The sequence below is a fragment of the Streptomyces sp. NPDC048257 genome, from assembly GCF_043201855.1.
Taxonomy (GTDB): Bacteria; Actinomycetota; Actinomycetes; order Streptomycetales; family Streptomycetaceae; genus Streptomyces.
Window position 1 is genome coordinate 1 of sequence record NZ_JBICZI010000029.1, and the last position, 22,867, is coordinate 22,867.

Annotated in this window: 22 protein-coding genes and 2 pseudogenes; 19 read left to right on the top strand and 5 right to left on the bottom strand. The window is 74.7% G+C overall.

Going from position 1 to position 22,867, the window contains the following annotated elements:
• Window positions 1-335 precede the first annotated feature (335 nt).
• Window positions 336-659 (bottom strand): hypothetical protein, encoded by a 324-nt coding sequence (locus ACGFZK_RS33300; RefSeq protein WP_393852585.1) that lies wholly within the window; start codon window positions 657-659, stop codon window positions 336-338.
• Here ACGFZK_RS33300 and ACGFZK_RS33305 point away from each other — a divergent pair.
• The 6 genes and pseudogenes from ACGFZK_RS33305 to ACGFZK_RS33330 all read left to right on the top strand — a co-directional run.
• Window positions 561-761, top strand: a pseudogene (locus ACGFZK_RS33305) (hypothetical protein); the annotation flags it as partial. The gene ACGFZK_RS33300 and the pseudogene ACGFZK_RS33305 sit on opposite strands and share 99 nt — an antisense overlap.
• An 82-nt stretch (window positions 762-843) precedes the next feature.
• Window positions 844-1,260, top strand: coding sequence for an alpha/beta hydrolase fold domain-containing protein (locus ACGFZK_RS33310; RefSeq protein WP_393852586.1), 417 nt, complete (start codon window positions 844-846; stop codon window positions 1,258-1,260).
• Window positions 1,261-1,283: 23 nt separating this feature from the next.
• The gene (locus tag ACGFZK_RS33315) at window positions 1,284-2,054 is read left to right on the top strand and encodes a tyrosine-protein phosphatase (RefSeq protein WP_393852587.1); all 771 of its coding nucleotides are present in this window, start codon (window positions 1,284-1,286) and stop codon (window positions 2,052-2,054) included.
• Between the two features lie 69 nt (window positions 2,055-2,123).
• Window positions 2,124-2,402, top strand: coding sequence for a hypothetical protein (locus tag ACGFZK_RS33320; RefSeq protein WP_393852588.1), 279 nt, complete (start codon window positions 2,124-2,126; stop codon window positions 2,400-2,402).
• Window positions 2,378-2,542, top strand: coding sequence for a hypothetical protein (locus ACGFZK_RS33325; protein WP_393852589.1), 165 nt, complete (start codon window positions 2,378-2,380; stop codon window positions 2,540-2,542). Before ACGFZK_RS33320 ends, ACGFZK_RS33325 begins: the two co-directional genes overlap by 25 nt.
• A gap of 192 nt (window positions 2,543-2,734) precedes the next feature.
• Entirely contained in the window at window positions 2,735-3,652 is a 918-nt protein-coding gene (locus ACGFZK_RS33330) for an aminoglycoside phosphotransferase family protein (RefSeq protein WP_393852590.1), read from the top strand.
• A 38-nt stretch (window positions 3,653-3,690) separates the two neighbouring features.
• Here ACGFZK_RS33330 and ACGFZK_RS33335 read toward each other — a convergent pair whose 3' ends face one another.
• Complete coding sequence (locus tag ACGFZK_RS33335; RefSeq protein ID WP_393852591.1) at window positions 3,691-4,281, bottom strand: isochorismatase family protein; 591 nt, start codon at window positions 4,279-4,281, stop codon at window positions 3,691-3,693.
• Between the two features lie 199 nt (window positions 4,282-4,480).
• On the opposite strand from ACGFZK_RS33335, the gene ACGFZK_RS33340 reads away from it, so the two are divergent.
• Entirely contained in the window at window positions 4,481-5,470 is a 990-nt protein-coding gene (locus ACGFZK_RS33340; RefSeq protein WP_393852592.1) for a GlxA family transcriptional regulator, read from the top strand.
• Window positions 5,471-5,493: 23 nt separating this feature from the next.
• Here the strand turns inward: ACGFZK_RS33340 and ACGFZK_RS33345 are convergent, their stop codons facing one another.
• The gene (locus ACGFZK_RS33345) at window positions 5,494-6,249 is read right to left on the bottom strand and encodes an anti-sigma factor domain-containing protein (protein ID WP_393852593.1); all 756 of its coding nucleotides are present in this window, start codon (window positions 6,247-6,249) and stop codon (window positions 5,494-5,496) included.
• Window positions 6,246-6,830, bottom strand: coding sequence for a sigma-70 family RNA polymerase sigma factor (locus ACGFZK_RS33350; RefSeq protein WP_393852594.1), 585 nt, complete (start codon window positions 6,828-6,830; stop codon window positions 6,246-6,248). Before ACGFZK_RS33350 ends, ACGFZK_RS33345 begins: the two co-directional genes overlap by 4 nt.
• Window positions 6,831-7,615: 785 nt before the next feature.
• Between ACGFZK_RS33350 and ACGFZK_RS33355 the strand changes: the two genes are divergently transcribed.
• The 3 genes from ACGFZK_RS33355 to ACGFZK_RS33365 all read left to right on the top strand — a co-directional run bounded on the left by ACGFZK_RS33355 (window position 7,616) and on the right by ACGFZK_RS33365 (window position 11,014).
• Window positions 7,616-9,205, top strand: coding sequence for an SDR family oxidoreductase (locus ACGFZK_RS33355; RefSeq protein ID WP_393852595.1), 1,590 nt, complete (start codon window positions 7,616-7,618; stop codon window positions 9,203-9,205).
• Window positions 9,206-9,292: 87 nt separating this feature from the next.
• Window positions 9,293-10,672, top strand: coding sequence for a cryptochrome/photolyase family protein (locus ACGFZK_RS33360; RefSeq protein WP_393852596.1), 1,380 nt, complete (start codon window positions 9,293-9,295; stop codon window positions 10,670-10,672).
• 45 nt (window positions 10,673-10,717) lie between these two features.
• Complete coding sequence (locus tag ACGFZK_RS33365; RefSeq protein ID WP_393852597.1) at window positions 10,718-11,014, top strand: hypothetical protein; 297 nt, start codon at window positions 10,718-10,720, stop codon at window positions 11,012-11,014.
• Here the strand turns inward: ACGFZK_RS33365 and ACGFZK_RS33370 are convergent.
• Window positions 11,002-12,009 carry a MerR family transcriptional regulator gene (locus tag ACGFZK_RS33370; protein ID WP_393852598.1) on the bottom strand — a complete coding sequence of 336 codons (1,008 nt, stop codon included), beginning with the start codon at window positions 12,007-12,009 and terminating at the stop codon, window positions 11,002-11,004. The two genes, ACGFZK_RS33365 and ACGFZK_RS33370, sit on opposite strands and share 13 nt — an antisense overlap.
• A gap of 97 nt (window positions 12,010-12,106) precedes the next feature.
• Between ACGFZK_RS33370 and ACGFZK_RS33375 the strand changes: the two are divergent.
• The 9 genes and pseudogenes from ACGFZK_RS33375 to ACGFZK_RS33415 all read left to right on the top strand — a co-directional run.
• Window positions 12,107-12,682 (top strand): annotated as a pseudogene (locus ACGFZK_RS33375) (sigma-70 family RNA polymerase sigma factor); the annotation flags it as partial.
• A gap of 152 nt (window positions 12,683-12,834) precedes the next feature.
• Entirely contained in the window at window positions 12,835-14,100 is a 1,266-nt protein-coding gene (locus ACGFZK_RS33380; protein WP_393852599.1) for an NAD(P)/FAD-dependent oxidoreductase, read from the top strand.
• Entirely contained in the window at window positions 14,097-14,873 is a 777-nt protein-coding gene (locus ACGFZK_RS33385) for a DUF1365 domain-containing protein (RefSeq protein ID WP_393852600.1), read from the top strand. The genes ACGFZK_RS33380 and ACGFZK_RS33385 overlap by 4 nt, the downstream gene beginning before the upstream one ends.
• A complete protein-coding gene (locus ACGFZK_RS33390) occupies window positions 14,870-16,219 on the top strand; it encodes a class I SAM-dependent methyltransferase (protein ID WP_393852601.1) in 1,350 nt (449 codons plus the stop codon). Before ACGFZK_RS33385 ends, ACGFZK_RS33390 begins: the two co-directional genes overlap by 4 nt.
• Window positions 16,216-17,031 (top strand): DUF1295 domain-containing protein, encoded by an 816-nt coding sequence (locus ACGFZK_RS33395; protein ID WP_393852602.1) that lies wholly within the window; start codon window positions 16,216-16,218, stop codon window positions 17,029-17,031. Before ACGFZK_RS33390 ends, ACGFZK_RS33395 begins: the two co-directional genes overlap by 4 nt.
• Complete coding sequence (locus ACGFZK_RS33400; protein WP_393852603.1) at window positions 17,028-17,687, top strand: alpha/beta fold hydrolase; 660 nt, start codon at window positions 17,028-17,030, stop codon at window positions 17,685-17,687. Before ACGFZK_RS33395 ends, ACGFZK_RS33400 begins: the two co-directional genes overlap by 4 nt.
• Window positions 17,688-17,955: 268 nt before the next feature.
• Window positions 17,956-19,140 (top strand): sensor histidine kinase, encoded by a 1,185-nt coding sequence (locus ACGFZK_RS33405; protein ID WP_393852604.1) that lies wholly within the window; start codon window positions 17,956-17,958, stop codon window positions 19,138-19,140.
• Entirely contained in the window at window positions 19,128-19,802 is a 675-nt protein-coding gene (locus ACGFZK_RS33410) for a response regulator (protein ID WP_393852605.1), read from the top strand. Before ACGFZK_RS33405 ends, ACGFZK_RS33410 begins: the two co-directional genes overlap by 13 nt.
• Window positions 19,803-19,909: 107 nt before the next feature.
• The gene (locus ACGFZK_RS33415; protein ID WP_393852606.1) at window positions 19,910-22,867 is read left to right on the top strand and encodes an AAA family ATPase; all 2,958 of its coding nucleotides are present in this window, start codon (window positions 19,910-19,912) and stop codon (window positions 22,865-22,867) included.

The following is a 22,867-nucleotide window of genomic DNA, read 5'->3' on the forward strand; positions in this document are numbered from 1 at the left end:
CCCTGCTCCGTCTGAACGTGGAGGCCCGTGACGAGGCCACCCTGGCCAAGATCCGCGACGAGGCCCTCGCTCTCATCCGCGCCTGACGCAGTCCCGCCAGGGCGGCCTTGGAGGCGCGGGGCCGGGTTGTCCGGCCGGCAGTCCGCTCAGGCGGACTGCCGGCCATCGAGCCGCCCGCCGCTCCCGCCGCTCCCGCAGGCCGCGCAGGCCGCGCAGGCCGCGCAGGCCCTGGTACGCGTACGCCGCGGACATCAGCGTCAAGTGATGGTGCCATCCGGGGAAAGACCGCCCCGCCCCGCGCACCAGGTGCAGCAGGTCGTCCATCCGGTGCCGGTTCATATGGGTGAGCCAGACCGGCCCGCCCACCCTCCGCCCCGGCCGTCGTTCGCCGAACAGCCGGTAGCGGTAGATCTGGTGCGCCGCACCGAATGGATGCGCGGAGTCGTGTACGGGTGGCTGGTGTTGCCCAGGCGGGCGAAGTCCGCCGCTGTGGCATCGCCGCCCTGCGCCAGGCCTGCCGCGCGGACCGCGAGGGTCGGCGGTACGAAGACCAGGAAGTCGTGGCGGCGGCGGCCGAGTACGTCGATCAGCGCGGCGGCGGCGCCGAGGCGGCTGAGGTCGGCGACCACCGGCGGATACGCCGACGAGGTGCGGGCCACGATCGAGGGAGCAGGACCGGCCGGCCGGCGCCCCCCGTCCTGGCCGTCGGCGGGGACAGCGCCGGCGGCACCCTCGCCGCCTCGGCCGCCCTCGTCTGCCGCGACCGCGGGATTCCGCTGGCCGCGCAGGTACTGGCGTACCCGCCGCTCGACCCCGGGTGCGCGGCGGCCTCCCTCCTACCTGATGGCGGCCTGGCAGGACTACCGGGACCCGGGGCTGCCGGTCGCCGCCGACGGCACACGGCTCCACAGCACCCCCTGCGAAGCCGCCGACCTGCGCGGCCTCGCACCGGCCGTCCTCCCCACCGGCGACCTCGATCCCGTCGCGGACGACGCGCACCGCTACGGGCGCCAGCTGCGGGCGGCGGCCGGAGTGGAGGTCGCCCTGCGGGAGTTCCGGCAGACGGGCCACGGGGCGTTCCCGGCGACCCCTCCGACCGCCAACGCTCGTACGCCCTCCTGGCCGGGGCCTCCGCCTTCCCCGCGCCCCACCCGCTGCCCGCGGTGGGGGGAAGCGCGTGACCATCCGCCGCCTTCCGCTCGGACTCCCGCCGGACGGTGTGGAGTTCGGGGGCGGGGGTGCGGCATGATCGCGGACTGAGTAGGAAACGAGGGGGAGATCCGATGGACCGGCACGTCGAGTTCGAGCGCCTGCACAACTTCCGGGACCTGGGCGGCTATCGCTCGGCCGACGGCCGGACCGTCCGGTGGGGGAACCTGTACCGGGCCGACTCGCTCGGCAAGCTGCGGGACGCCGACTGGGAGCGGTTCCTGGAACTGGGGATCGGCACCGTCATCGACCTGCGCTATCCGTGGGAGATCGAGGCCAAGGGGCGGGTACCCGAGGCGGGACGGTTCCAGTACCTCAACCTGAGCATCGAGCACCGGCCCTACGACCAGGCCGAGATCGACCCGGACGTCGACCCCTGGCGCTACCTCGCCGACCGGTTCGCCGAGGTGACCGAGGACGGGGTCGAGGAGATCCGGCAGGCCCTGGAGGCGATGGCGCAGGCGCCCGGCCCCGTCGTCTTCCACTGCACCTCGGGCAAGGACCGGACCGGGCTGATCGGGGCGTTCGTACTGACCCTGCTCGGGGTGGAACGGGCCGACGTCCTGGCCGACTTCGCACTCACCGAGCTGGCCACCGGGCGCCTCCTCGCCGACTGGCGGGCCGCCCACCCCGGCCGGGTCATGAAGTGGCCCGGCTACGGCCGCGCCCCCGCCGTGATCATGGAGCTGGTGCTGGCGGACCTGGAGACCCGGTACGGATCCGTACAGGGCTACCTACGGGACCGGGTCGGGCTGTCGGAGCGGACGGCGGAGCGGTTGCGCGCCCGTCTGCTGACCGGCGACGGGGCCCGCGCGGGCGCAGGCGGGGACGACCGCGCGACGTGAAGTCGCTCTGGTGGGGCCACCGGCGCATCTCCTACCATCGGGGCACGGGCGGGGGAGGGGGGTGCGCTCATGGCAGCGCACGTAGGGCGGCTGGAACGCTTCGTTGCCTGGGTGTTGCGGAACGCCGACGTCGTGGTCGCACTCGGCATCGCGATGGCGGTCGGACTCCTGGACGTCTCCGGTGACGTCATCAGTGACGACGTGGCCTCCGGCGCCACCCTCATCGTCCTCGGCCTCCTTGCGACGGGCTCCCTCGTGGAACGGGTGCGCCGCCCCGCGAGCATCCAGGAGGCGATGAGCGGGACCCGTCGGGCCCTAAAAGCATGGCCGGGGGCTGGGCGGCGCTGACACCGGCCGGCGGCTACAAGTACGAGGGCGATGTGGCCGGCGAGTTCTGGCACGTCGTCGGCATGACCCGGTTCACCCCGGGGGAGCTCGACGCGTACCTGCCGGGCATCCAGCGGCTGCCCCTCGGCGAGGAACTGTGACGGCGCACGCCACCGAACCGCTGACCGGACAACCGGACGGCTTCGGCGCTCAGGCCAGGGGGCTGGTGGCCATGTGGCCCGGCACGATGATCGAGGCCGCGGTGTCGAAATCGAGCACCTGCACGTCCACCTGCCCCGCGTGCTCAGGACCACCAACTTCGTCCGGTCCGACACCCCCTAGGGTTGATCCGCATGACCCACACCGAGATCGAGATGACCGCGGAGCTGGTCCGGGACCTGCTGCGCGACCAGCACCCCGACCTGGCGGACCGCCCCGTGCGGCTCGGCGCGCGAGGCTGGGACAACCAGCTGTGGAGGCTCGGCGACGACCTGGCCGTCCGGTTGCCCTGGGCGACGCGGTCCGCGGACGCCCTGCTGCGCAAGGAATACGCCTGGCTGCCCGCCCTCGCCCCAGGCCTTCCGCTGCCGGTTCCCGTACCGCAGCGCCTCGGTGAGCCCTCCGAACGGTTTCCGCGCCCCTGGACCGTCACCACCTGGGTGCCGGGTGCGCCCGCCGACCGAGCCCCCGCCACGAGCGCCACGGAGGCGGCCGACGCCCTGGCCGGATTCCTGACGGCCCTTCACGGCCCGGCGCCCGACGGGGCGCCCGTCGGCGGCCGCGGCCGCGGGGGACCGCTGGCGGAGTGCGCCGAACAGTTCGCCGAGGGACTTGCCGCGGCCACCGGGGCGGGACTGGTCCGTGACCCCGACGCCGTCCGCGCGGTGTGGGAGGACGCCGTCGCCGCGCCCGTCTGGTCCGGCCCGGCGCTGTGGCTCCACGGCGACCTGCATCCGGCCAACGTCCTCACCGAGGGCGGCACCTTCTGCGGTGTGATCGACTTCGGCGATCTCTGCGCGGGCGATCCGGCCTGTGACCTCGCGGCCCCGTGGGTGCTGCTGCCGGACGGTGCCGTCGACCGTTTCCACGCCGCGTACCGGCCGGCCGCGGACGCCGCGACCCTGCGGCGCGCCCGCGGCTGGGCGGTGCTCAGGGCCCTCGGCGGCATCCTCATCGGGGAGGCCGGCGTGCGCGGCCGTCCCGGTGGCAAGCCGACCTGGGGCCCGCCCGCCCACGCCGCACTGCGCCGCCTGGTGGCGACGGCTCGCTGAACGGGCGGCCCGAGCGGCCGGGTCGAACGGGCCGCGGCTCAGCCGAGGGAGGAGACGGACGGGACGACGACCCCGTAGAGGTCGGCGATCGTCGCGAGCGCGGCGTGGTGGAGCTGCTCGGCGGACACCTCGGCGACCGCCGTGCGCAGCGGGCGGGTCGCGCAGGCGTCGGCGACGACCGTGGGCCGGTTGCCCCGCAGGAACGCGCCTTCGGCGGTGAAGGTCACGCACATGTGGGTCATGAACCCGGCGACGATGACGTCCTTGTGGCCGGCCGCGTCGACGTGCTCGCCGAGGCCGGTGTCGACGAACGCGTTGGGGACCGTCTTGACGACCACCGTTTCGCCTTCGACGGGAGCGACCCGGGGGTGGATCCGGCCGATCTCGGCCCGGACGTCGTACGGGCTGCCCTCGCCGCCGTCGTTCACCACGTGGATGACCCTCGCCCCGGCCGCGCGGGCCGCGGTCAGCAGTGCCGCGGCGGCGTCGAGGGCGGGCTCCCACCCCGTCAGCTCCATCACGCCCCGGGTGTAGGTGTTCTGGTAGTCGATCAGGATCAGCGTCGCGTCGGCGGGCGAGGCCGGGGTGCGGTCGAGACCGCTCAGATCGCGCAGGGTCGTCTTGGACATGGAAATACCCTCCTGGGGTGGCGTGGTGGCGTGTGTCGAGAGGCTCCGGTCGCAGAGCGGCGGGCCGTGTTCTCCACGCTATGAGCCACCTCTGATGTCGGCAATGTCATCCAACCTGCAGAAACCGACATACGGTGGGCGGGACAGGGCCGGCCGCCGCCCACGCGCCGCCGCCCCCGCCCGCGCGAACGGAGACCCCTTGAGCACCGTCGAACGGTTCATCGTCGTCGTCCTCTTCGACGGCGTCGACCTGCTGGACGTCACCGGACCGCCCGAGGTGTTCGCCCTGCTCAGGCGCGAGGTGGGCGACGCGGCGGGCTACCGGGTCGCCCTGGCCGCCGAGACCACGGAGCCCGTCACCACCTCCGCCGGAGTCCGGATCCTGCCCGAAGTCACCTTCCGGGAGGTGATGGGGAGGAGCATCGACACCCTCCTGGTACCCGGCTCCGTCGAGGTCGACGGCCGGGGCCGCGTCCGCGCCCTCGCCGACCCCGCCGTGGTCGACCGCGTGCGCACCCTCGCCGCCACGAGCCGGCGCGTCGCATCCGTGTGCGTGGGCGCGCACATCCTCGCGGATGCCGGGCTGCTCGACGGCAAGCGGGCCACGACCCACTGGTCGACCGCGCGGCAACTCGCCGAAGAGCACCCCTCGATCGAGGTCGACGCGGATCCGATCTTCATCCGGGACCAGGGGGTGTGGACCGGCGCCGGGATCAGCGCCTGCCTCGACCTCTCGCTCGCCCTCGTCGCCGAGGACTTCGGCGAGGCCGTCGCCCTGCGCGTGGCCCGGCAACTGGTGATGTACCTGAAACGGCCCGGTGGGCAGAGCCAGTTCAGCGTCCCGCTCGAACCCCTCTCGACCACGCGGCGCATCGAGGACCTGCGCCACTACATCACGCGGAACATCGCCGGGCAGCTGACCGTCGCCGACCTGGCCGAGCAGGCTCATGTCGGCGAACGGCAGCTCACCCGGATCTTCAAGACGGAACTGGGGATGACCCCCGCCGCCTACATCGAATCGGCCCGCGTCGAAGTGGCGCGCAACCGCCTGGAGTCCACGGACGACACCCTCGAACGCGTCGCGACCGTCTGCGGGTTCCACACGACCGACACCCTCGTCCGCGCCTTCCGCCGCAAGCTCGACACGACACCGACGGAGTACCGCAACCGCTTCCGGTCCTCCGTCTGACGGCCCCCGGTCGGGCTGACGGCTCAGGCCGCGGGGAAGGCCAGCAGGGCCACCGGCGCCGAGGTCGGCCGTGGCGAGCCCCCCGCCGGTTCGACGGTGATGCCCATCCCCGACGCCGCGTCGACCGGGCCGGCGAGCAGGGTCGCCGCCGCCGGGGTGCCGGTGTCCAGCAGGCCCGCCGAGCGCATCCTCCCGCCGTCGTTGTACCAGAGCTGGTACACCTTCCCGCTGGGCGGCGCAGGCATACCGGAGGCCGCGAAGACCGCCTGGTTGCGGGAGGCCGAGACGACCACCGTGCCCACGGCGCCGCCCCGCAGCGGCGCGGTGTTCACCCGGGCGTCGGCCGACGCGAGGACCGCGCCGACGGCGTCGTTCGCGATGCGGGCCTGCAGTGCCTGCTGCCGGGCCTCCTCGGCGCGCTCGTACTGCGATACCGCCACACCGCCGAGCGCGACGGCCCCCGCGAGGCAGGCCGCCAGGGCCCAGTTCGACACCGGCCGCCAGCGGGGCCGTACGTGGCCTCCGCGCGCGGCCCTCACCGTCGCGGGCGGTTCCTGGCGGACCGTCGCGATCCGGCGCATCACCTCGTCCCGCAGCGCGGCGCTCGGCGGCGCGGCGACGGCGAGCCCGAGGCGCGTCACGGTCTCGGAGAGCTCCAGGACCTCCTGCGCGCAGGACGGGCAGTCGGCGAGGTGCCGCTCTACGGCGGCCCGTTCGCCCGGCTCCAGGGCGTCGAGCACGTACGCGCCCGTCAAGGTGTGCAGATCCACGGTGTTCACACGCCCACCCCCAGGCAGTCACGGAGCCGGATGAGGCCGTCGCGCAGCCGTGTCTTGACGGTACCCAACGGCAGGGCCAGCAACTCCGCGACCTCCCGGTAGGTCAGGCCGCGGTAGTACGCCAGAGTGACCGACTGGCGCTGCAGTTCGGTGAGGCCGCGCAGACAGCGCCGCACCTGCTCGCGCTCCAGCCGGGTCTCCACCTGCTCCACCACCTCGTCGTAGGCCGCGGTGTGCTCCAGCAGTGCCGCCCGCTTCTCCCGGTTGGACGCCGCCTGCTCGGAACGCACCCGGTCGACGGCCCGGCGGTGGGCCAGCGTCAGGACCCAGTTCATCACCGAGCCCCGCGCGGGCTGGTAGCGGGCGGCGGTCCGCCAGAGCTCGACCAGGACTTCCTGGGCGACCTCCTCCGACTGGGCCGGGTCCCGCAGCACGGTGCGGACGAGACCCAGCACGGGGCCGGAGACGGCCTCGAAGACGGCCGTGAACGCCTGCTGGTCGCCGCGGGCCACCCGGCCCATCAGCTCCGGCAGGTCGGGAGCGGCCGACGGGGGCCGGCCTATGCGCACGTTCTCTCTCACCGGGGAGGTCCTCCAGGAGTTCTCGGTTCCACAGCTCATTCGGAGCCGCGGCTCGGCCGGATGGGTCTCGGCGGACCGTGAGGTCCGGCAGGGGTCGGCAGTTGTCCGGTTGGCCGTACGGGGTGCCACTCCTTCCGGTGGCAGAGCCCTCCGGACGACGGCCCGCGGCGAAGAGGCGGCCCAGGCCGTGTCCACGGACCCAGGAGAGACCATGAGCATGCAGACCTTCCCTTCGCCGCGCCGCCCTCGCCGTGACCGCCGCGGTGCTGCTTCCGCTGGCGCTGTCCGCCTGTTCGGAGGAGAGTACGAGCAAGGAGGGCTCCGCCGCGCCCGGCGCCGTGTCCTCCCCGCGGCCCGTCGGCGACGCCGACGCGGTCGCGGGCGGTCCGTTCGGTCCGTCGTGCGCCTCGGTGCCCCAGGACGACGCGGGCTCCTGTCGACCCTGGTCGCGGCCGGGAAGAAGGCCGGACCGGTGGACACGCTGGACAACGGCCCGGGACATCACGGTGAAGGCGGACCCGGACGAGGTCCTGGCCAGCAGGGAGGCCCTGACCAAGATCCTCACGACCACCTGGCCCGGGCACGGAATACCGGGTGAACAGACTCCGCCGAGGTCGTCTGCGGCCACGTTCCCACGCCACCGTCCACATCGTCGACACGGTCCTCATGCCGCAGTATGCGCACCCCGCACGATCATCTCGTGGGCGGCGGTCCGTGCATCCGGCCGGACCGCGTCCCCGGAAGAACTCCGGGGGACACACCCCGACGGCGGATCGGAGCACTCCATGACGGACGCACAAGGACTCCCGGACCCGGGTGCCGACCAGGCCCCGGCCCCGGATCAGGCCCCGGCCCCGGGTTCGCGGTGCCTGGTCACCGGAGCCACCGGCTACATCGGCGGCCGGCTCGTCCCCGAGCTCCTCACCGCGGGCCACACGGTGCGCTGCCTCGCCCGCACCCCGGCGAAGCTGCGCGACCACCCCTGGGCCGGCCAGGCGGAGATCGTCCGCGGCGACGTCACCGACGCCGACTCGCTCGCCCCCGCCCTGCGCGACGTCGACGTCGCCTACTACCTCGTGCACGCCCTCGGCAGCGGACGCGACTTCGAGCGCACCGACCGCCGGGCTGCACGGAACTTCGCCGAGCAGGCCCGCGCCGCCGGCGTCCGCCGCATCGTCTACCTCGGCGGACTCACCCCGCGCGGCGTGCCCGACCGGGAGCTCTCGCCGCATCTGCGCTCCCGCGCCGAGGTCGGGCGCATTCTCCTGGACTCCGGGGTCCCCACCACCGTGCTCCGGGCCGCCGTCATCATCGGCTCCGGCTCGGCCTCCTTCGAGATGCTCCGCTACCTGACCGAGCGGCTGCCCGTGATGGTCACCCCGAGCTGGGTTCGCACCCGTATCCAGCCCATCGCCGTCCGCGACGTGCTGCGCTACCTGGTCGGCAGCGCCCGTATGCCCGCCGACGTCAGCCGCGCCTTCGACATCGGCGGCCCGGACGTCCTCACGTACCTCGAGATGATGCGCCGCTACGCCCGCGTGGACGGGCTGCCCCAGCGGCTCATCCTCCCGGTGCCGGTCCTCACCCCGCGGCTGTCCAGCCACTGGGTCGGCCTGGTCACCCCGGTGCCCCGGTCCATCGCCCGCCCCCTCGCGGAGTCGCTCAAGTACGAGGTCGTCTGCGACGAGCACGACATCGCCACCTGGGTGCCCGATCCGCCCGGCGCCCCCCTCGACTTCGACACGGCCCTGACCTACGCCCTCCAGAAGGTCCGCGACGCCCAGGTCCTCACCCGCTGGTCCTCCGCCTCCGTCCCCGGAGCACCGAGCGACCCGCTGCCCACCGACCCCGACTGGGCCGGCGGCAGCCTCTACTCCGACGTCCGCGAGTGCACCGTGGACGCCTCACCGCAGGCCCTGTGGCGGGTCGTGGAGGGGATCGGCGGGGAGAACGGCTGGTACTCCTTCCCGCTCGCCTGGGCCGTCCGCGGCTGGTTCGACCGCCTCGTCGGGGGCGTCGGTCTGCGCCGGGGCCGCCGGGACGCCGCACATCTGCGGGTCGGGGACTCGCTGGACTTCTGGCGGGTCGAGGAGATCGAACGCGGCCGGCTGCTCAGGCTCCGCGCCGAGATGCGGCTGCCCGGCCTCGCCTGGCTGGAGATGTCCGCCGACCACGACGAGGAGGGGCGGACGCGCTACCGCCAGCGGGCCATGTTCCACCCGCACGGCCTGGCCGGCCACCTCTACTGGTGGAGCGTCTCGCCGTTCCACGCCGTGGTCTTCGGCGGCATGGCCCGCAACATCGCCCGCACGGCCGAGGCGGACGCGGAAAGCCGCCGCCCCGCTGCATCCGCCGAGGCCGCACGCGCCGAATGACAGGGCAAGGCAAGACAAGGCCAGCCCAGCGACCGCCGCGCGGCACGCCCAGAGTCCGTCCGGTGGCCCGATGCCAGGAGCAGCACCATGAACGTCTCGGTCGTCCTGTTCACCTCGGACCTCCGTGTCCACGACCACCCGCCGCTGCGCGCCGCGCTGGGCCAGGGGAACGAGACCGTCCCGCTCTTCGTCCGGGACCCGGCGGTGGACCGCGCGGGCTTCGCTGCACCCAACCGGCTCGCCTTCCTGGCGGACTGCCTGGCCGGTCTCGACTCCGGACTGCGCGAACGCGGCGGCCGGCTCGTGCTGCGCTCGGGGGACCCCGTCGCCGAAGTGTGCGCCGTCGTACGGGAGACCGACGCCGACGAGGTGCACATGGCGGCCGGGTGCAGCGCCTTCGCCCTGCGCCGCGAGCAGCGGCTGCGCAGCGCCCTCGAGGCCGACGGGCGTCGCCTCTACGTCCACGACGGCGTCGTCACCGCCCTGCCCGCCGGGGCCGTGACACCGAGCGGATCCGATCACTTCGCCGTCTTCACCCCGTACTTCCGGCGCTGGTCGGGGGAGCGGCTGCGCGAACCGCTGGCGGCGCCCCGGGCGGTCCCGGTGCCCGGCGCGATCCGCTCCGAGGAGATCCCGTCGCGCGCGGCGGTTCCCTCCGTCTCCGCGGGCCTGGCCACCGGGGGTGAGCCAGAGGGCCGGCAGCGGCTGACGGACTGGCTGGGGAGGTACGCCGACCAGTACGAGGAGGGCCACGACGACCTTCCCGGCGACGTCACCTCCCGCCTCTCCCCGTACATCCACTTCGGCGCGGTCTCGGCGGCCGAGGCCGTGCACCGGGCGCGGTCCCGGGGCGGAGCGGGCGCCGAGGCCTTCGTACGGCAGCTGTGCTGGCGCGACTTCCAGTACCAGCTCCTCGCCGCCCGCCCCGGCGCGGCCACCCGGGACTACCGCACCCGGGCCGACCGCTGGCGCCGCGGCAAGGCCGCCGAGGCGGACCTGCTGGCCTGGAAGGAGGGCCGCACCGGCTATCCCGTGGTGGACGCGGCCATGCGCCAACTCGCCCACGAGGGCTGGATGCCGGGCCGGGGCCGGCTCCTCGCCGCGTCCTTCCTGACCAAGACCCTCTACATCGACTGGCGCGCCGGAGCCCACCACTTCCTCGACCTGCTGGTCGACGGCGATGTCGCCAACAACCAGCTCAACTGGCAGTGGGTGGCCGGGACCGGCACCGACAGCCGCCCCAACCGGGTGCTCAACCCGGTGATCCAGGGCAGGCGGTACGACCCCGACGGAGCGTACGTGCGGCGCTGGATCCCGGAGCTCGCCGGACTGCCGGGCCCCTCGGTCCACGAGCCGTGGCAGCTGCCCGGGCTGGAGCGGGCCCGGTACGACTACCCGGACCCGGTGATCGGCCTCCCGGAGGGGCTGGCCCGCTTCCGGCAGGCCCGCGGCAAGGACGGCCCGTGACACCACCGGCTGTCGGTGGTCACCGCCCGGTGCCAGACTGGACGGGTGTGCGCAAGCGGTCCGGTCCGGGCCCGGCGCGTGTCCGCCGCCGTTGCCGCCCTCGCCGTGTCGTGTGCGCTGGCCGCCGTGCTCACCTCCGACCACCCGTGGGACCTCGGCGTCGGTGGCGGATCGACCTGGCCGGCCTGGCTGGCCGCCCAGCGGCGCCTGGCCGAAGACCTGCACGCCCGGCACGTCGCCGACACCGACAGCGGCCACGGCATCGCCGTCGAGCGGCCGCAACCGGTCGCCCAGGCGATACGCGACGTGGTCGAACGGGCCCGCGCCGGTCAGGAGCGCTGAGGGGGCGCTGCCGCTCCCGCCGTCGCGGTCCCGGACAGTCCGCGCAGCAGGGCCAGGGCCTCCCGCAGCCCGCCGGGCCGCAGCATGCCCGGGGCGGGCGCGGGGCCCGCCCAGCCGGGGCCCGCGAGGAGGACCGTGGTCCGCGCCCGTGCCCCCTTGACCCCCCACGCGGTGTCCGCGACGTGCCGGGCCAGGGCGTGTTGCGCGGTGGAGCGGGCCTGCGCCCACAGCACGACCGCGGACGGGCCGATCCGGCGTACGGCCTGGACCAGCGCCTCGGGCGGCACGGCCGCCCCGAACATCCGGGCGGGCAGGCCCAGTTCGGCGAGACCCGCGGCGAGGGCCTCCAGGGGGAGCGTGTGCTGCTCGCCCGGAACGCACGCGAGCAGGATCGGGGGAGCGCTTGCCCGGGGCCCGGACAGCGCGCCGATGCTCACGCGGCGCAGTGCCGTCGAGACGTGCCAGGACAGCAGGTGCTCGACCTCGACGTACTGGTCGCCCGAGGTCTCCCACTTGCGCCCCACGGCGTGCAGGGTCGGCACCATCACCTCCTCCCAGGTGGTCACCAGGCCGTACTCGGTGATCAGCGAGCCCAGCATCTCGTCCATGGTCGGTGAATCGAGGCGGACGGCCGCCCGGCCCAGCCCCCGGCACTCCTGGCGCACGTCGCCGAGCGGCAGGCCGTTCCCCGATCCCGGCTGACGGACCGGCGCGGTGGGCGTGCCCGGCGCGGTGGCTCCCGACCCGGTCCGGGAGGCGCGCGCCGCCTCCGCGGGCGGCACCCCCGACGCGGTCAGCCGGCACATCTCCTGCAGGACGGCGACGTCCCCGGGGGTCCACCGCCGGTGCCTGCCGTCCTCGCGGGCGGCCGGCCCGATCCCGTACCGCCGGTCCCAGGAGCGCAGTGTCGTGGGGGCGACCCCCAGCCGACGTGCCACGGCCCCGGTGGTGACACCGTGCACGGCCTCGGCGGGCTGCTCTGCGGACTCGCTCATACCTCCATCATGCGACGCACAACCGATGCGAGTGGAATCGATGCGCGGGCGGGCCGGAATCTGGACGGGCACCGGTCCCCACCGAGGAGCAGTCGCCATGACCGCACAGAGCGTCACCGTCCGGCCGTCGCCCGCAGCCGTGGAGCGGCTGCTCGACCACGAGCTCGCCGAGGGTTTCGTACACGGCGACGAGCGGTGCCTGAGCGCCGCGTACCGCCGGTGGGGCGGGCTCGTCCACGCCCTGGCGGCCCGCACCCTCGGCGACTCCAAGGAGGCCGAGGACGTCCGCCAGCAGGTCTTCCTGGCCGCCTGGCAGGGCCGCGCCGGATACCGGCCGGAGCGCGGGCCGTTTCCCGGCTGGCTGGTCGGGATCACCCGGCGGAAGATCGCCGACGCCCTCACGGCCCGTACCCGGCGGCTCGACCTGGTCGCGGCCGCCGGCGCCGCCCTGCCGCCCCCGGACGAGCCCGTGGCGGGCCCCGAAACCGGCCTGGACCGGCTGCTCGTCACGGGCGAGCTGGCGAAACTGCCCCGCGCGCAGCGGGAGGTGCTGGCCATGGCCTTCTACGCGGACCTCACGCAGGCCCAGATCGCCGAGCGCACCGGCATGCCGCTCGGCACCGTCAAGAGCCACGCCCGGCGGGGTCTGCACCGGATGCGCCACCACCTCGGTGGCGAGGCGGGCGGCGTCGGCGGCGGAAGCGGTGGCGGCGGCCGGCCGGCGGCGCCCGCCGGAAACAAGATTCCCATCCGCGGGCCGTCCGGCACCGAAGTACCCGTGGAACACCCGGCACCGGGCCGTGCGGGGCAGGCGAGCGCGAGGGGTTGAGTGACGTGGACCGACGGAGGATCGCAGTGGTGGGCGGGGGCGTGGCCGGACTGACGGCCGCGCACGTGCTGCAACGCGCGTACGACGTGGTGCTGTACGAGGCGGACGACCGACTCGGGGGCCACGCCCACACCCATGAACTGCCCACCCGGGACGTGGGCACCGTCCACGTGGACAGCGGGTTCATCGTGCACAACGAGCGCACCTACCCGCATCTGCTCCGTCTGTTCCGCGAACTCGGCGTCACCACCCAGGAATCCGAGATGAGCATGTCCGTCCGCTGCGGCGGCTGCGGCCTGGAGTACGCGGGCGCCCGGGGCGCCGCCGGACTGCTCGGCGGAGGCAACCTGCTGCGCGGCCGCCACCTGCGCATGCTCGCCGAGATCCCGCGCTTCCACCGCGCCGCCCGCCGGCTGCTCGACTCCGAGGACGACGGCCGGACCCTGGGGGAGTTCCTCGGCCGGCACCGCTTCTCCCCTTATTTCGTCGGCCACTTCGCCATCCCGCTCGTCGCGGCCGTCTGGTCCTGCGCCGCGGACACGGCCCTCCAGTACCCGGCCCGTTACCTCTTCCGTTTCCTGGACCACCACGGACTGCTGTCCGTCAAAGGGTCCCCGAAGTGGCGTACGGTCACGGGCGGTTCGGCCGCCTACGTGGCCAGAGCGGCCAAGAACCTCACTTCCGTCCGCACCGGGACCCCGGTCCGGGCCGTCGTGCGCGCCGCCGACCACGCGCGCGTGCTGACCCCCGACGGCGACTCGACCCCGTACGCGGCCGTGGTCATCGCCGTCCACCCCGACCAGGCGCTGCGACTGCTGGCCGACCCGACCGAGGACGAGGTCCGGACCCTCGGAGCGTTCACCTACTCCCGCAACCCGACCGTGCTGCACGGCGACACCTCGCTCCTGCCCCGCTCCCCGCACGCGCGCGCCTCGTGGAACTACTGGCTCCCCTCCTGCGACGCCCGGCCCGAGACCGTCCAGGTCAGCTACGACATGAACCGGCTCCAGCGGCTGCCGACCGCCGAGCCGCACATCGTCACCCTCAACGCCCGCGGCCGGGTCGACCCCTTCGACGTGATCGCCCGCATGGTGTACGAACACCCGGTCTACACACCGCGGTCCGTCGCCGCGCAGCGGGAACTGCCCCGGCTGAACACGTCCGTGACCGCCTTCGCCGGCGCCTACCACGGCTGGGGCTTCCACGAGGACGGCTGCCGCTCCGGCGTCGCCGCCGCCGAGGCGCTGGGGGTGCGGTGGTGAACGGCACCCCCGGGCGACCGGCCCTGCCCCCGGCCCTGCCGCGCGTACCGGCCCTGTACGAGTGCACGGTGGCCCATGCGCGCACCTCGCCGGTCCACCACGCCTTCCGTCAGCGCACCTACCTGTGGCTCATCGACATCGACGACCCGCCCCGCATCCCCCGGGCGCTGCGCCCGCTGGCCCGGTTCGACCCCCGCGACCACTTCGGCGGCCGGGCACCCACCCTGCGCGCGGGCCTGGAGGCCCAGCTGTCCGCCCACGGGGTGGAGAACGCGGACGGCCGCGTCCTGATGCTCGCCCACGCCCGCGTCCTCGGACACGTCTTCAACCCGCTCACCCTCTACTGGTGCCACGACCGCGCCGGTACCCCGGTCTGCGTCGTCGCCGAGGTCCACAACACCTACGGCGAGCGCCACTGCTACCTGCTGCGCCCCGGCGCCGACGGACTGGCCGACGTCCCCAAGGACTTCTACGTCTCGCCGTTCTTCGCGGTCGAGGGCTTCTACCGGATGCGGCTGCCCGTCCCCGGCGACCGCCTCGACCTGACCGTGCAGCTGCGCCACGAGGACGGGACCTGCCCCTTCACCGCGACCGTGCGGGGCCGCCACCGCCCGGCGGCCGCCCGCGCCCTGCTCGGCGCCGCCCTGCGGCACCCCTGGTCCACCGCCCGGGTCTCCGCCGGCATCCGCCTCCAGGGCATCCGCCTCTTCCTCCGCGGACTCCCGGTCCGCCCCCGTCCCGTCCATCCCCCGCAGGAAGGCACCGCCCTGTGAGCGTCTCGTACTCCCCGGCCGTCGAGGGCGCGCCCGCGCCCGCACCCGCACCCGCGCCCGTCGACCCGGACCGCTGGCCCGACGTGGCCCGGCCGCCCCGTGCCTCGGCCCTGCGGAGCGCCGTCGCCGAGCGGATCATCGGCCGCGCGCTCGGCCGGCTCCCGCTGCGGGTACGGATCGGGGGCGGGGACCGGCTCGGGGGCGGGGACCGGCTCGGGGGCGGGGAGCTGCCCGGGCACCGTGTTCCCCGGCAGGCCGGAGCGCCGCCCACCCTCACCCTCCACGACCCCGGGGCCTTCCACCGCCGGATCGGCTCGGACGGCCTGATCGGCTTCGGCGAGTCGTACATGGCCGGGGAATGGGACAGCGACGACCTGGTCGGCGCGCTGACCGTGCTCGCCGCCCACGTCGACGACCTGGTGCCGGCGCCGCTGCGCCGGCTGCGCGAGGCCTGGGTGCGCAGGCGGCCGGAGCACCAGCGCAACACCCCCGAGGGCGCGCGGGAGAACATCCACCGCCACTACGACCTGTCCAACGAGCTGTTCACGCTGTTCCTCGACCGCAGCATGACCTACTCCTCGGCGGTGTTCGCCGCGTTCCCCGCCTCGGCCGCGACCTTCACCGCCGCCCAGCACCGCAAGATCGACCGGCTCCTCGACCTCGCGGACGTCGGACCGGGCACCCGTCTGCTGGAGGTCGGCACCGGCTGGGGCGAGCTGGCGGTGCGGGCCGCCTCCCGGGGCGCCCAGGTGCTGACCGTGACCCTCTCCGCCGAACAGCGCGACCTGGCCCGCGAGCGCATCGCCGCGGCCGGTCTCGGCGACCGGATCACCGTCGAACTGCGCGACTACCGGGATGTCGAGGGCTCCTTCGACGCCGTCGTCAGCGTGGAGATGATCGAAGCGGTCGGCGCCGAGTACTGGTCCACCTACTTCGCCGCCCTGCGCCGGCTCCTGGCACCCGGCGGCCGCGTCGCCCTCCAGGCCATCACCATGCCCCACGAGCGCATGCTCCTCACCGCCCGCACGCACACCTGGATCAGCAAGTACGTCTTCCCCGGCGGGCTCATCCCCTCCCGCGAGGCCATCGCCCAGGAGAGCGCGGCGGCCGGGCTGCACACACGGGCGGACGACGGCTTCGGCGCCCACTACGCGGAGACGCTGCGGCTGTGGCGCGAGGAGTTCGACCGCCGGGCCGACTCCGTCGCCGCCCTCGGCTTCGACCACACCTTCCGCCGCATGTGGGAGCTCTACCTCGCCTACTCGGAGGCCGGATTCCGCTCGCGCTACCTGGACGTACGCCAACTGCTGCTCACCGCCGACCCGGTGCCGCCGGAGACCCCATGACCCTCGACCCGTACGCGCTGTTGCCGGGCCTGGCCGTCGCGGCCGGCGCCGCGCTCGCCGTCATGCTGGTCACCTTCGCCGTCGCCACGGTCAGGGGCCTGCACCGGATCGTCGACGTCGCCTGGGGCCTCGCCTTCGCCGCGGTGGCGCTCACCAGCTGGCTGCTGTCGGCGGGGTACGGCGACGACGGCCGGCGTCTCGCTGTCGCCGCGGCGACCGTCGTGTGGGGTCTGCGCCTGGCCCTGCACATCGCCCGGCGCGGCCGCGGACACGGCGAGGACCCGCGCTACGCCCGCATGCTCGCCCGGGCGCCGGGCAGCCCCCGGCTGTACGCCCTGCGCAAGGTCTACCTCCTCCAGGGCGCGCTGGTCTGGCTCGTCTCGCTGCCGGTGCAGGCCGCGTCGTACGTGCCCGTGCCCCTCGGGCCGCTCGCCGCGCTCGGCCTGCTGCTGTGGGCGACCGGACTGCTCTTCGAGGCGGCCGGCGACTTCCAGCTCGCCCGCTTCAGGCAGCGCCCCGAGAACCGAGGAAGGATCATGGACCGCGGTCTGTGGAGCTGGACGCGGCACCCCAACTACTTCGGCGACTTCCTCGTCTGGTGGGGTCTGTACCTGCTGGCCTGCGCGACCTGGCAGACTGCGGCACTCACGCTGGTCTCACCGCTGGTGATGAGCGCGTTGCTGATCTGGGGCAGCGGCAAGAGACTGTTGGAGGCGCACATGGCAGACCGGCCCGGGTACGCCGCCTATGCTGCCCGCACCAGCGGGTTCTTCCCGCGCCCGCCGCGCCGCACGCCCGGGGAGGCGGGATGACGGCCGGAACGGAGCCGGGCACGGCGTCGACCGGCGAGGGCCGGGCGCTCGTGATCCGTAGGTCCCCGGCGATACCGGCGGCGGCGGTCCTGCTGCTGCACGGAGGGCGCGAGGACGGGCCGGAACCGCCGCCCCTTCTCAACCTGCCCGCGCTGCGGATGCGGCCCTTCGCGAGCGCCGTCGCCCGCGCGACGCGGGGGCGCGACGTCCTGGTGGCGGAGGTCCGCTACCGGCACCGGGGATGGAACGGCTCCCGCTGCGACGCGGCCCGGGACGCCGAGGCGGCCCTCGCACGGCTGCGCGGGCTCGCCGGGGACGTGCCCGTGGTCCTCGTCGGCCACTCGATGGGCGGCCGGGCGGCCCTGCGCGCGGCCGGTGCACCCCAGGTCCGCGGCGTGGTGGCCCTCGCCCCCTGGTGCCCGGCCGGCGAGCCGGTGGAGCACCTCGCGGGCCGCGGGCTCCGCCTGCTGCACGACGAGGCGGACCGGGTCACCTCGGCCGCCGAATCCTGGGACTTCGTACGCCGGGCCCGCCTCGCGGGCGCGGACGCCACCGGCATCCCGATGCCCACGGGCGGCCACGCGATGCTCCGCGACGCGAGCACCTGGCACCGCCGCACCGCCGAGCTCGTCACCACCCTGCTCGCCACCCCCTAGGGGGGGGGGGGGGGGGTCCTGCCGGCGATTCGCCGACGCTCCGCGACACAGGGCGCCGGGGCGGGGCCCGGCCGGGCCAGTGGCCGGCATTCCGTCGTCGGCATGGCCGGATAGGGCGGCGGGGCGACACCGGGAAACACCTTTCCGGCCGACCTGTGGTGGCCCCTCGGCCAAGCCCGTGAGCAGGCCGGTACGCGCCTATTTGACGTGCACCTGCTAGGGCAAAATGGCAGATGTCACGGGCAAATCGGTACGGGAAGGTGTGGTCTTGGCGTTGCTGTCCTTACCGGTACGGCGCATACGAGCACTACGGGGGACGAGCGGACTGGGATCGGGCCTGCACCGCGCCCAGTCCTTCATGATCGTGGCCACCCTGCTGTACCGGGCGAGCCATCTGACGGTCGGCGCCCTCGCCGTCACCCAGCGCCGGTCCGAACTCCCCCTGCAGTACGTGGGGTTCGCCGTGGCCCTGGGACTGAGCGCGCTGACCTACGGCGCCGCCCTGCGACGCGGCTGGTTCGACCGCCGGCACATCTGGGCGGACGTCCTGGTGACCGGCTGCGTGCTGCCGCTGGCCCTCTGCGCCTGGGGCGGTGTGCGCGAACCCCCCGCCATCGCCTGGGCCATGCTGCTCGGCGGATCCGCGAGCGCCGTCGCCGCCATCTCCCTCGAGCGGCTCCACGCCCTCACCGTCATCGCCCTCCTCGTGGTCACCCACTTCATCGGCTACCAGGCGGTGGGCGCGAGCCCGGCCGTGATTCTCGGCCATCTCAACTCGATCGTCTCCTCGGCCGTGATGACCTGGCTCTTCCGCTGGTACCTGCTCCGCCAGGGACGCCTCCTCGACGAGGCCAACGCCCGCGCGGTCGCCGCGGAGGCCCACAAGGCGCGCTACGCCGAGCGGCTGGAACACCACCGGGCGCTGCACGACACCGTCCTCGCCACCCTGACCACCCTGGCCTCCGGCTCGGTCGACGCCAACGCCCCCGAGGTGCGCGAACGGTGCGCGCGCGAGGCCGCGTACCTGCGCCGGCTGATCCAGCAGACCGCCGACGAGGTCCACCACCGGGAGATCGGCACGGCCCTGGAGGAGGCCGTCGGATCCGTCGAGAGCCTCCAGCTGCGGGTCACCGCCCAGTACCACGACCTGCCGCAGGTGCCGCCCGAGGTCGCCGCCGCACTCGGCGACGCCGTCCGCGAGGCCCTGAACAACGTACGGCGCCACGCGGGCACCGGACACGCCTATCTGACCGCCACCCGGAACCCGGACGCCCGCGGGGGAGCCGTCGTCACCGTCGTCGACCGGGGCCCCGGATTCGACCCCGACCGGTGCGAGCCCGGCCTCGGCCTGCGCGGCTCGGTCCACGGCCGGATGGCCGAGGTGGGGGGCCGGGCGACGGTGGACACCGCCCCGGGCGAGGGCGTACGGGTGGAGCTGCGATGGCCCGGGTGATCACCGTCTCGGTGGTCGACGACGACCGGATGCTCCTCGACGGCCTGCGGGCCTGGCTGGGCGGCGTACCGGAGCTGCGGCTCGTGGCCACCGCGGCCACCGTCGGGGAGCTCCTCGGCGCACCGGACGCGCAGCTCCCGTACGGCTTCGGCCGGGTGGGGTACGCCCCGCCCGACATCGTCCTGCTCGACCTCGTCCTGCGCGACGGGTCCGCCCCCGCCGACAACATCCGGCGCCTGCTGCGCACCGGGAGCCGGGTCCTGATGATCAGCACGGTGCCGGACCGTTCCCGGATCCTCGACGCCATCCGGGCGGGCGCCGACGGCTACCTGACCAAGGACCACGACCTGCCGACCCTGGTCGCCGCCATCAAGGACCTCGCCTCGGGCAGGGGAGCCCTCTCGGCGGAGCTCGCCTTCGCCTGCGCCTACGACGACAGCCCCGCCCGCCCCCGCCTCTCGCCCCGGGAACGGCAGATCCTGCTCGACTACGCCTCCGGACTCACCCTGAAGTCCGCGGCCCGGCGCGCCGGCATCACCGTCCACACCGCCAAGGACTACCTCGACCGGGTCAAGGCCAAGTACCAGCAGGCGGGCCGCCCCACCTACACCAAGCTCGACCTGGCCCAGCGGGTACGGGAGGACAGTCTCGACGCGGGCTGACCCCCCGCACAAGCCCCCCAAACGGACGGCTACAGGGGGCACCCGCGCCGTCCCTATCGTCATCCCCGGCGGCGCCTCGGAGAGCCCGCCGGAAAGGGGACGAGCCGGTGTCCATCTTCTGGCCGGCGCTGCCGGAGGACTGTACCGTCGCGGTCCGACCCGGCGGCCCGCACCCGAGACGAGGGGAACTCATCGGCCGCGGAACCGAGACGGGGCAGATCATGCTCGCGCTGGCCGCCGCCCGGTCCGGGCGCGGCGGGGCGCTCTTCGTCACCGGCGAGCCCGGCGTCGGCAAGACCCGGCTCGCCACCGAAGCCCTCGCCCTGGCCGCCGAGACCGACATGGTCACCGTACGGGGGCGGGCCAGCGTGGTGGGCCCGACCGTCCCGTACCGGCCCCTGATCGAGGCGCTGCTCCTGCTGGCCCGCGCCGGCCTGCTGCCGGACCCCGGCGAACTCGGCCGCTACGGGCCGGTGCTGGCCCGGCTGCTGACCGGAGCCCGGGACGCGGACGCCGACGCCGCCTCGCACCTCGTGGTCGCCGAGACGATGCTGCGCCTGCTCACCGTCGTCGGCGAACGGCGGGGCTGCCTCCTGGTCCTGGACGATCTGCACGACGCCGATCCCGGCACACTCGCGGTCGTCGAGTACCTCCTCGACCACCTCGGACAGCAACCGGCCGTACTCCTCCTCGTCACCGGATGCGCACCCTGTGCGGCCACCGAACTGACCACGCGGGCCCGCCAGCGCGGAGCCGCCGCGGTCCTCGGCCTCAGCCCCCTGAGCCGTCCCGACGTGCACCTGCTCATCGCGGCCGAGCTGCGCATCTCCCCGTCCGAGGTCTGCCCCGACCTCGTCCACCGCACCGTGGACGGCAGCGCCGGAATCCCCTTCGTCGTCAAGGAACTCGTCCACGACCTCGCCGGCCGCCCAGCCCTGCACGGCCACGACCCGCGGACACCCTCCGTACCGCCCACCGTCGCGGACAACGTCAGACGCCAGGCCGAGCGGCTCGGCCCGCTCGGCGTGGAACTCCTGGGCATGGCGGCCCTGTTCGGCCGGCGCTTCGCGCTGCCCGTCCTGGAGCGCGCGATCGGCCGCGACCACGCCGAGTTCTCCGCGGTCCTGCGTGCCGCCGTCGCCTCGTACCTGATCACCCCGGAGGGGCCGGGCACGCAGTGGTACACCTTCCGCTACCGGCTGGCGGCCGAGGCGCTGCTGGACGACCTCGGGCCGGGCGAGCGGGCCGGGTACCTGCGGCGAGCGGCGCGGGCGCTGACCGACCTCCACCCCGGGCTGCCCGCAGCGTGGTGCGAGCACGCCGCCCGGCTCCACGAGCACGCCGGCGACACCCCGCAGGCCATCCGCCTGTACTGCGAGGCGGCCGGGCGGGCCACGGGCGAGGGCGCCGTGCACCGGGCCGTGGAACTGCTCACCCGGGCCCACCGGCTCGTCGAACCCGGCACCGCACCCGAACTGCACGCCACGGTGCTGGAGCGGCTGCTGGACGCCGTCGCCTGCTCGGCGCGGTTCGACCGCCTGCCCGCGCCCGCCGCCATCCTCGACACGCTCGGCGGAGACGGCGGCGAGCACGACATCCCCGCGCAACGACGTGCCGGACTCCACGCCCGGCTGAGCGACATCGCCACCCTGACGGGCCGTCCCGCCGAGGCCCTGTGGCACCTCGACATCGCCCGCGCACTGCTCGGCAGCCGCCCGGCCGACGAGTACGCCGCCCTCGTGGACCTCTCCGCCGTGCACGTGGAACTGAGCCGGCTCGCCCCCGACCGGCTGCGCACCGCCACCCGGTACGCCCACGGGGCCCTGGAGGCCGCCCAGCGCGTCGACCTGCCGGACGTGGCGTGCAGGGCCCTGCTGCTGCTCGGCCAGCTGGCCCGGGAACAGGACGAGCCCACGGCCGCCGCCCACTTCAGGCGGGCCCGCGCCATCGCCCTCGCACGCCGGCTCCCCGTACCCCGCACGGCCGCCGACGTCCACCTGGCCACCGTCGCCGCGAGCCACGACGGCCTGCCGACCCGCATCGAGGAGGCCCGGCAGGAGGCCCTGCACCTGGGCCTGCTGCCGCTGGCCCACGAGACCGGATTCGTCCTCGCACTGGACCGGATCCAGCACGGCCGGTTCGACGAGGCCCGGGACCGGATCCGCGAGGCCGCGGCCGACGCGTCCCGTCTGGGACTGGGCCGCCCCCTGGCCATGCTGCGCCTCGCCGAGGCCGTACGGTACGCGCACCAGGGCCGCCGGGCCGAGATGCGCGGGGCGCTCGAGCGACTGGCCCCGCTGCTGGACGCGGCGCCCGGCGTGCGCGCGATGTCGTACGGGCTGGCGCGGGCCTTCTGCTCCCTGCTGGAGGAGCAGCACGAGGCAGCAGGGCAGGAGTTCGCGCAGGCCCTCGCCTACGACGCGGAGAACCCCGCCATCGGCGGATTCGGCAAGCACGGCATCATCCTGCTGCTCGGCGTGCTCGCCGGCCGCATGGGCCGGCGCCACCACGCCGAGGTCGCGCGGGCGAGCGCCGCCGGCACCCGCTGGAACCACCAGTTCACCGGCCTGGCGCACGCCGTGCTGCTCGGCCGCGAGGGCCGCCCCGACGAGGCGACGGCCGCCGCGGGCAAGGCACTGGAGGCGGCCGAGCCGTTCCCCATGGCACGCAGGCTCTGTCTGCGCCTGGTCGCGCAGTCGGCGTACGAGGACGGCTGGGGCACGCCGGTCGAGTGGCTGCGCGAGGCTGAGGAGTACTTCCACGGCGCCGGGCTCCACGCGGTCGCCGGAGCGAGCCGCGCCCTGCTGCGCGGAATGGGCGCGTCGGTCCGGCAACGGCGCACGGGCACCGAGCGGGTGCCGCCGGACCTGCGCCGGTGCGGGATCACCGTCCGCGAGTTCGAGGTGGCCCGGCTGGTCGCCGAACGGATCAGCAACAAGGACATCGCCGGGCGGCTGCACATCTCGCTGCGCACGGTCGAGAAACACGTGGCGAGCCTCCTGCAGAAGACCGGCCACCCGAACCGGACGGCCTTCGCCACCGCCGCCCGCGACCTGGTGGCCTAA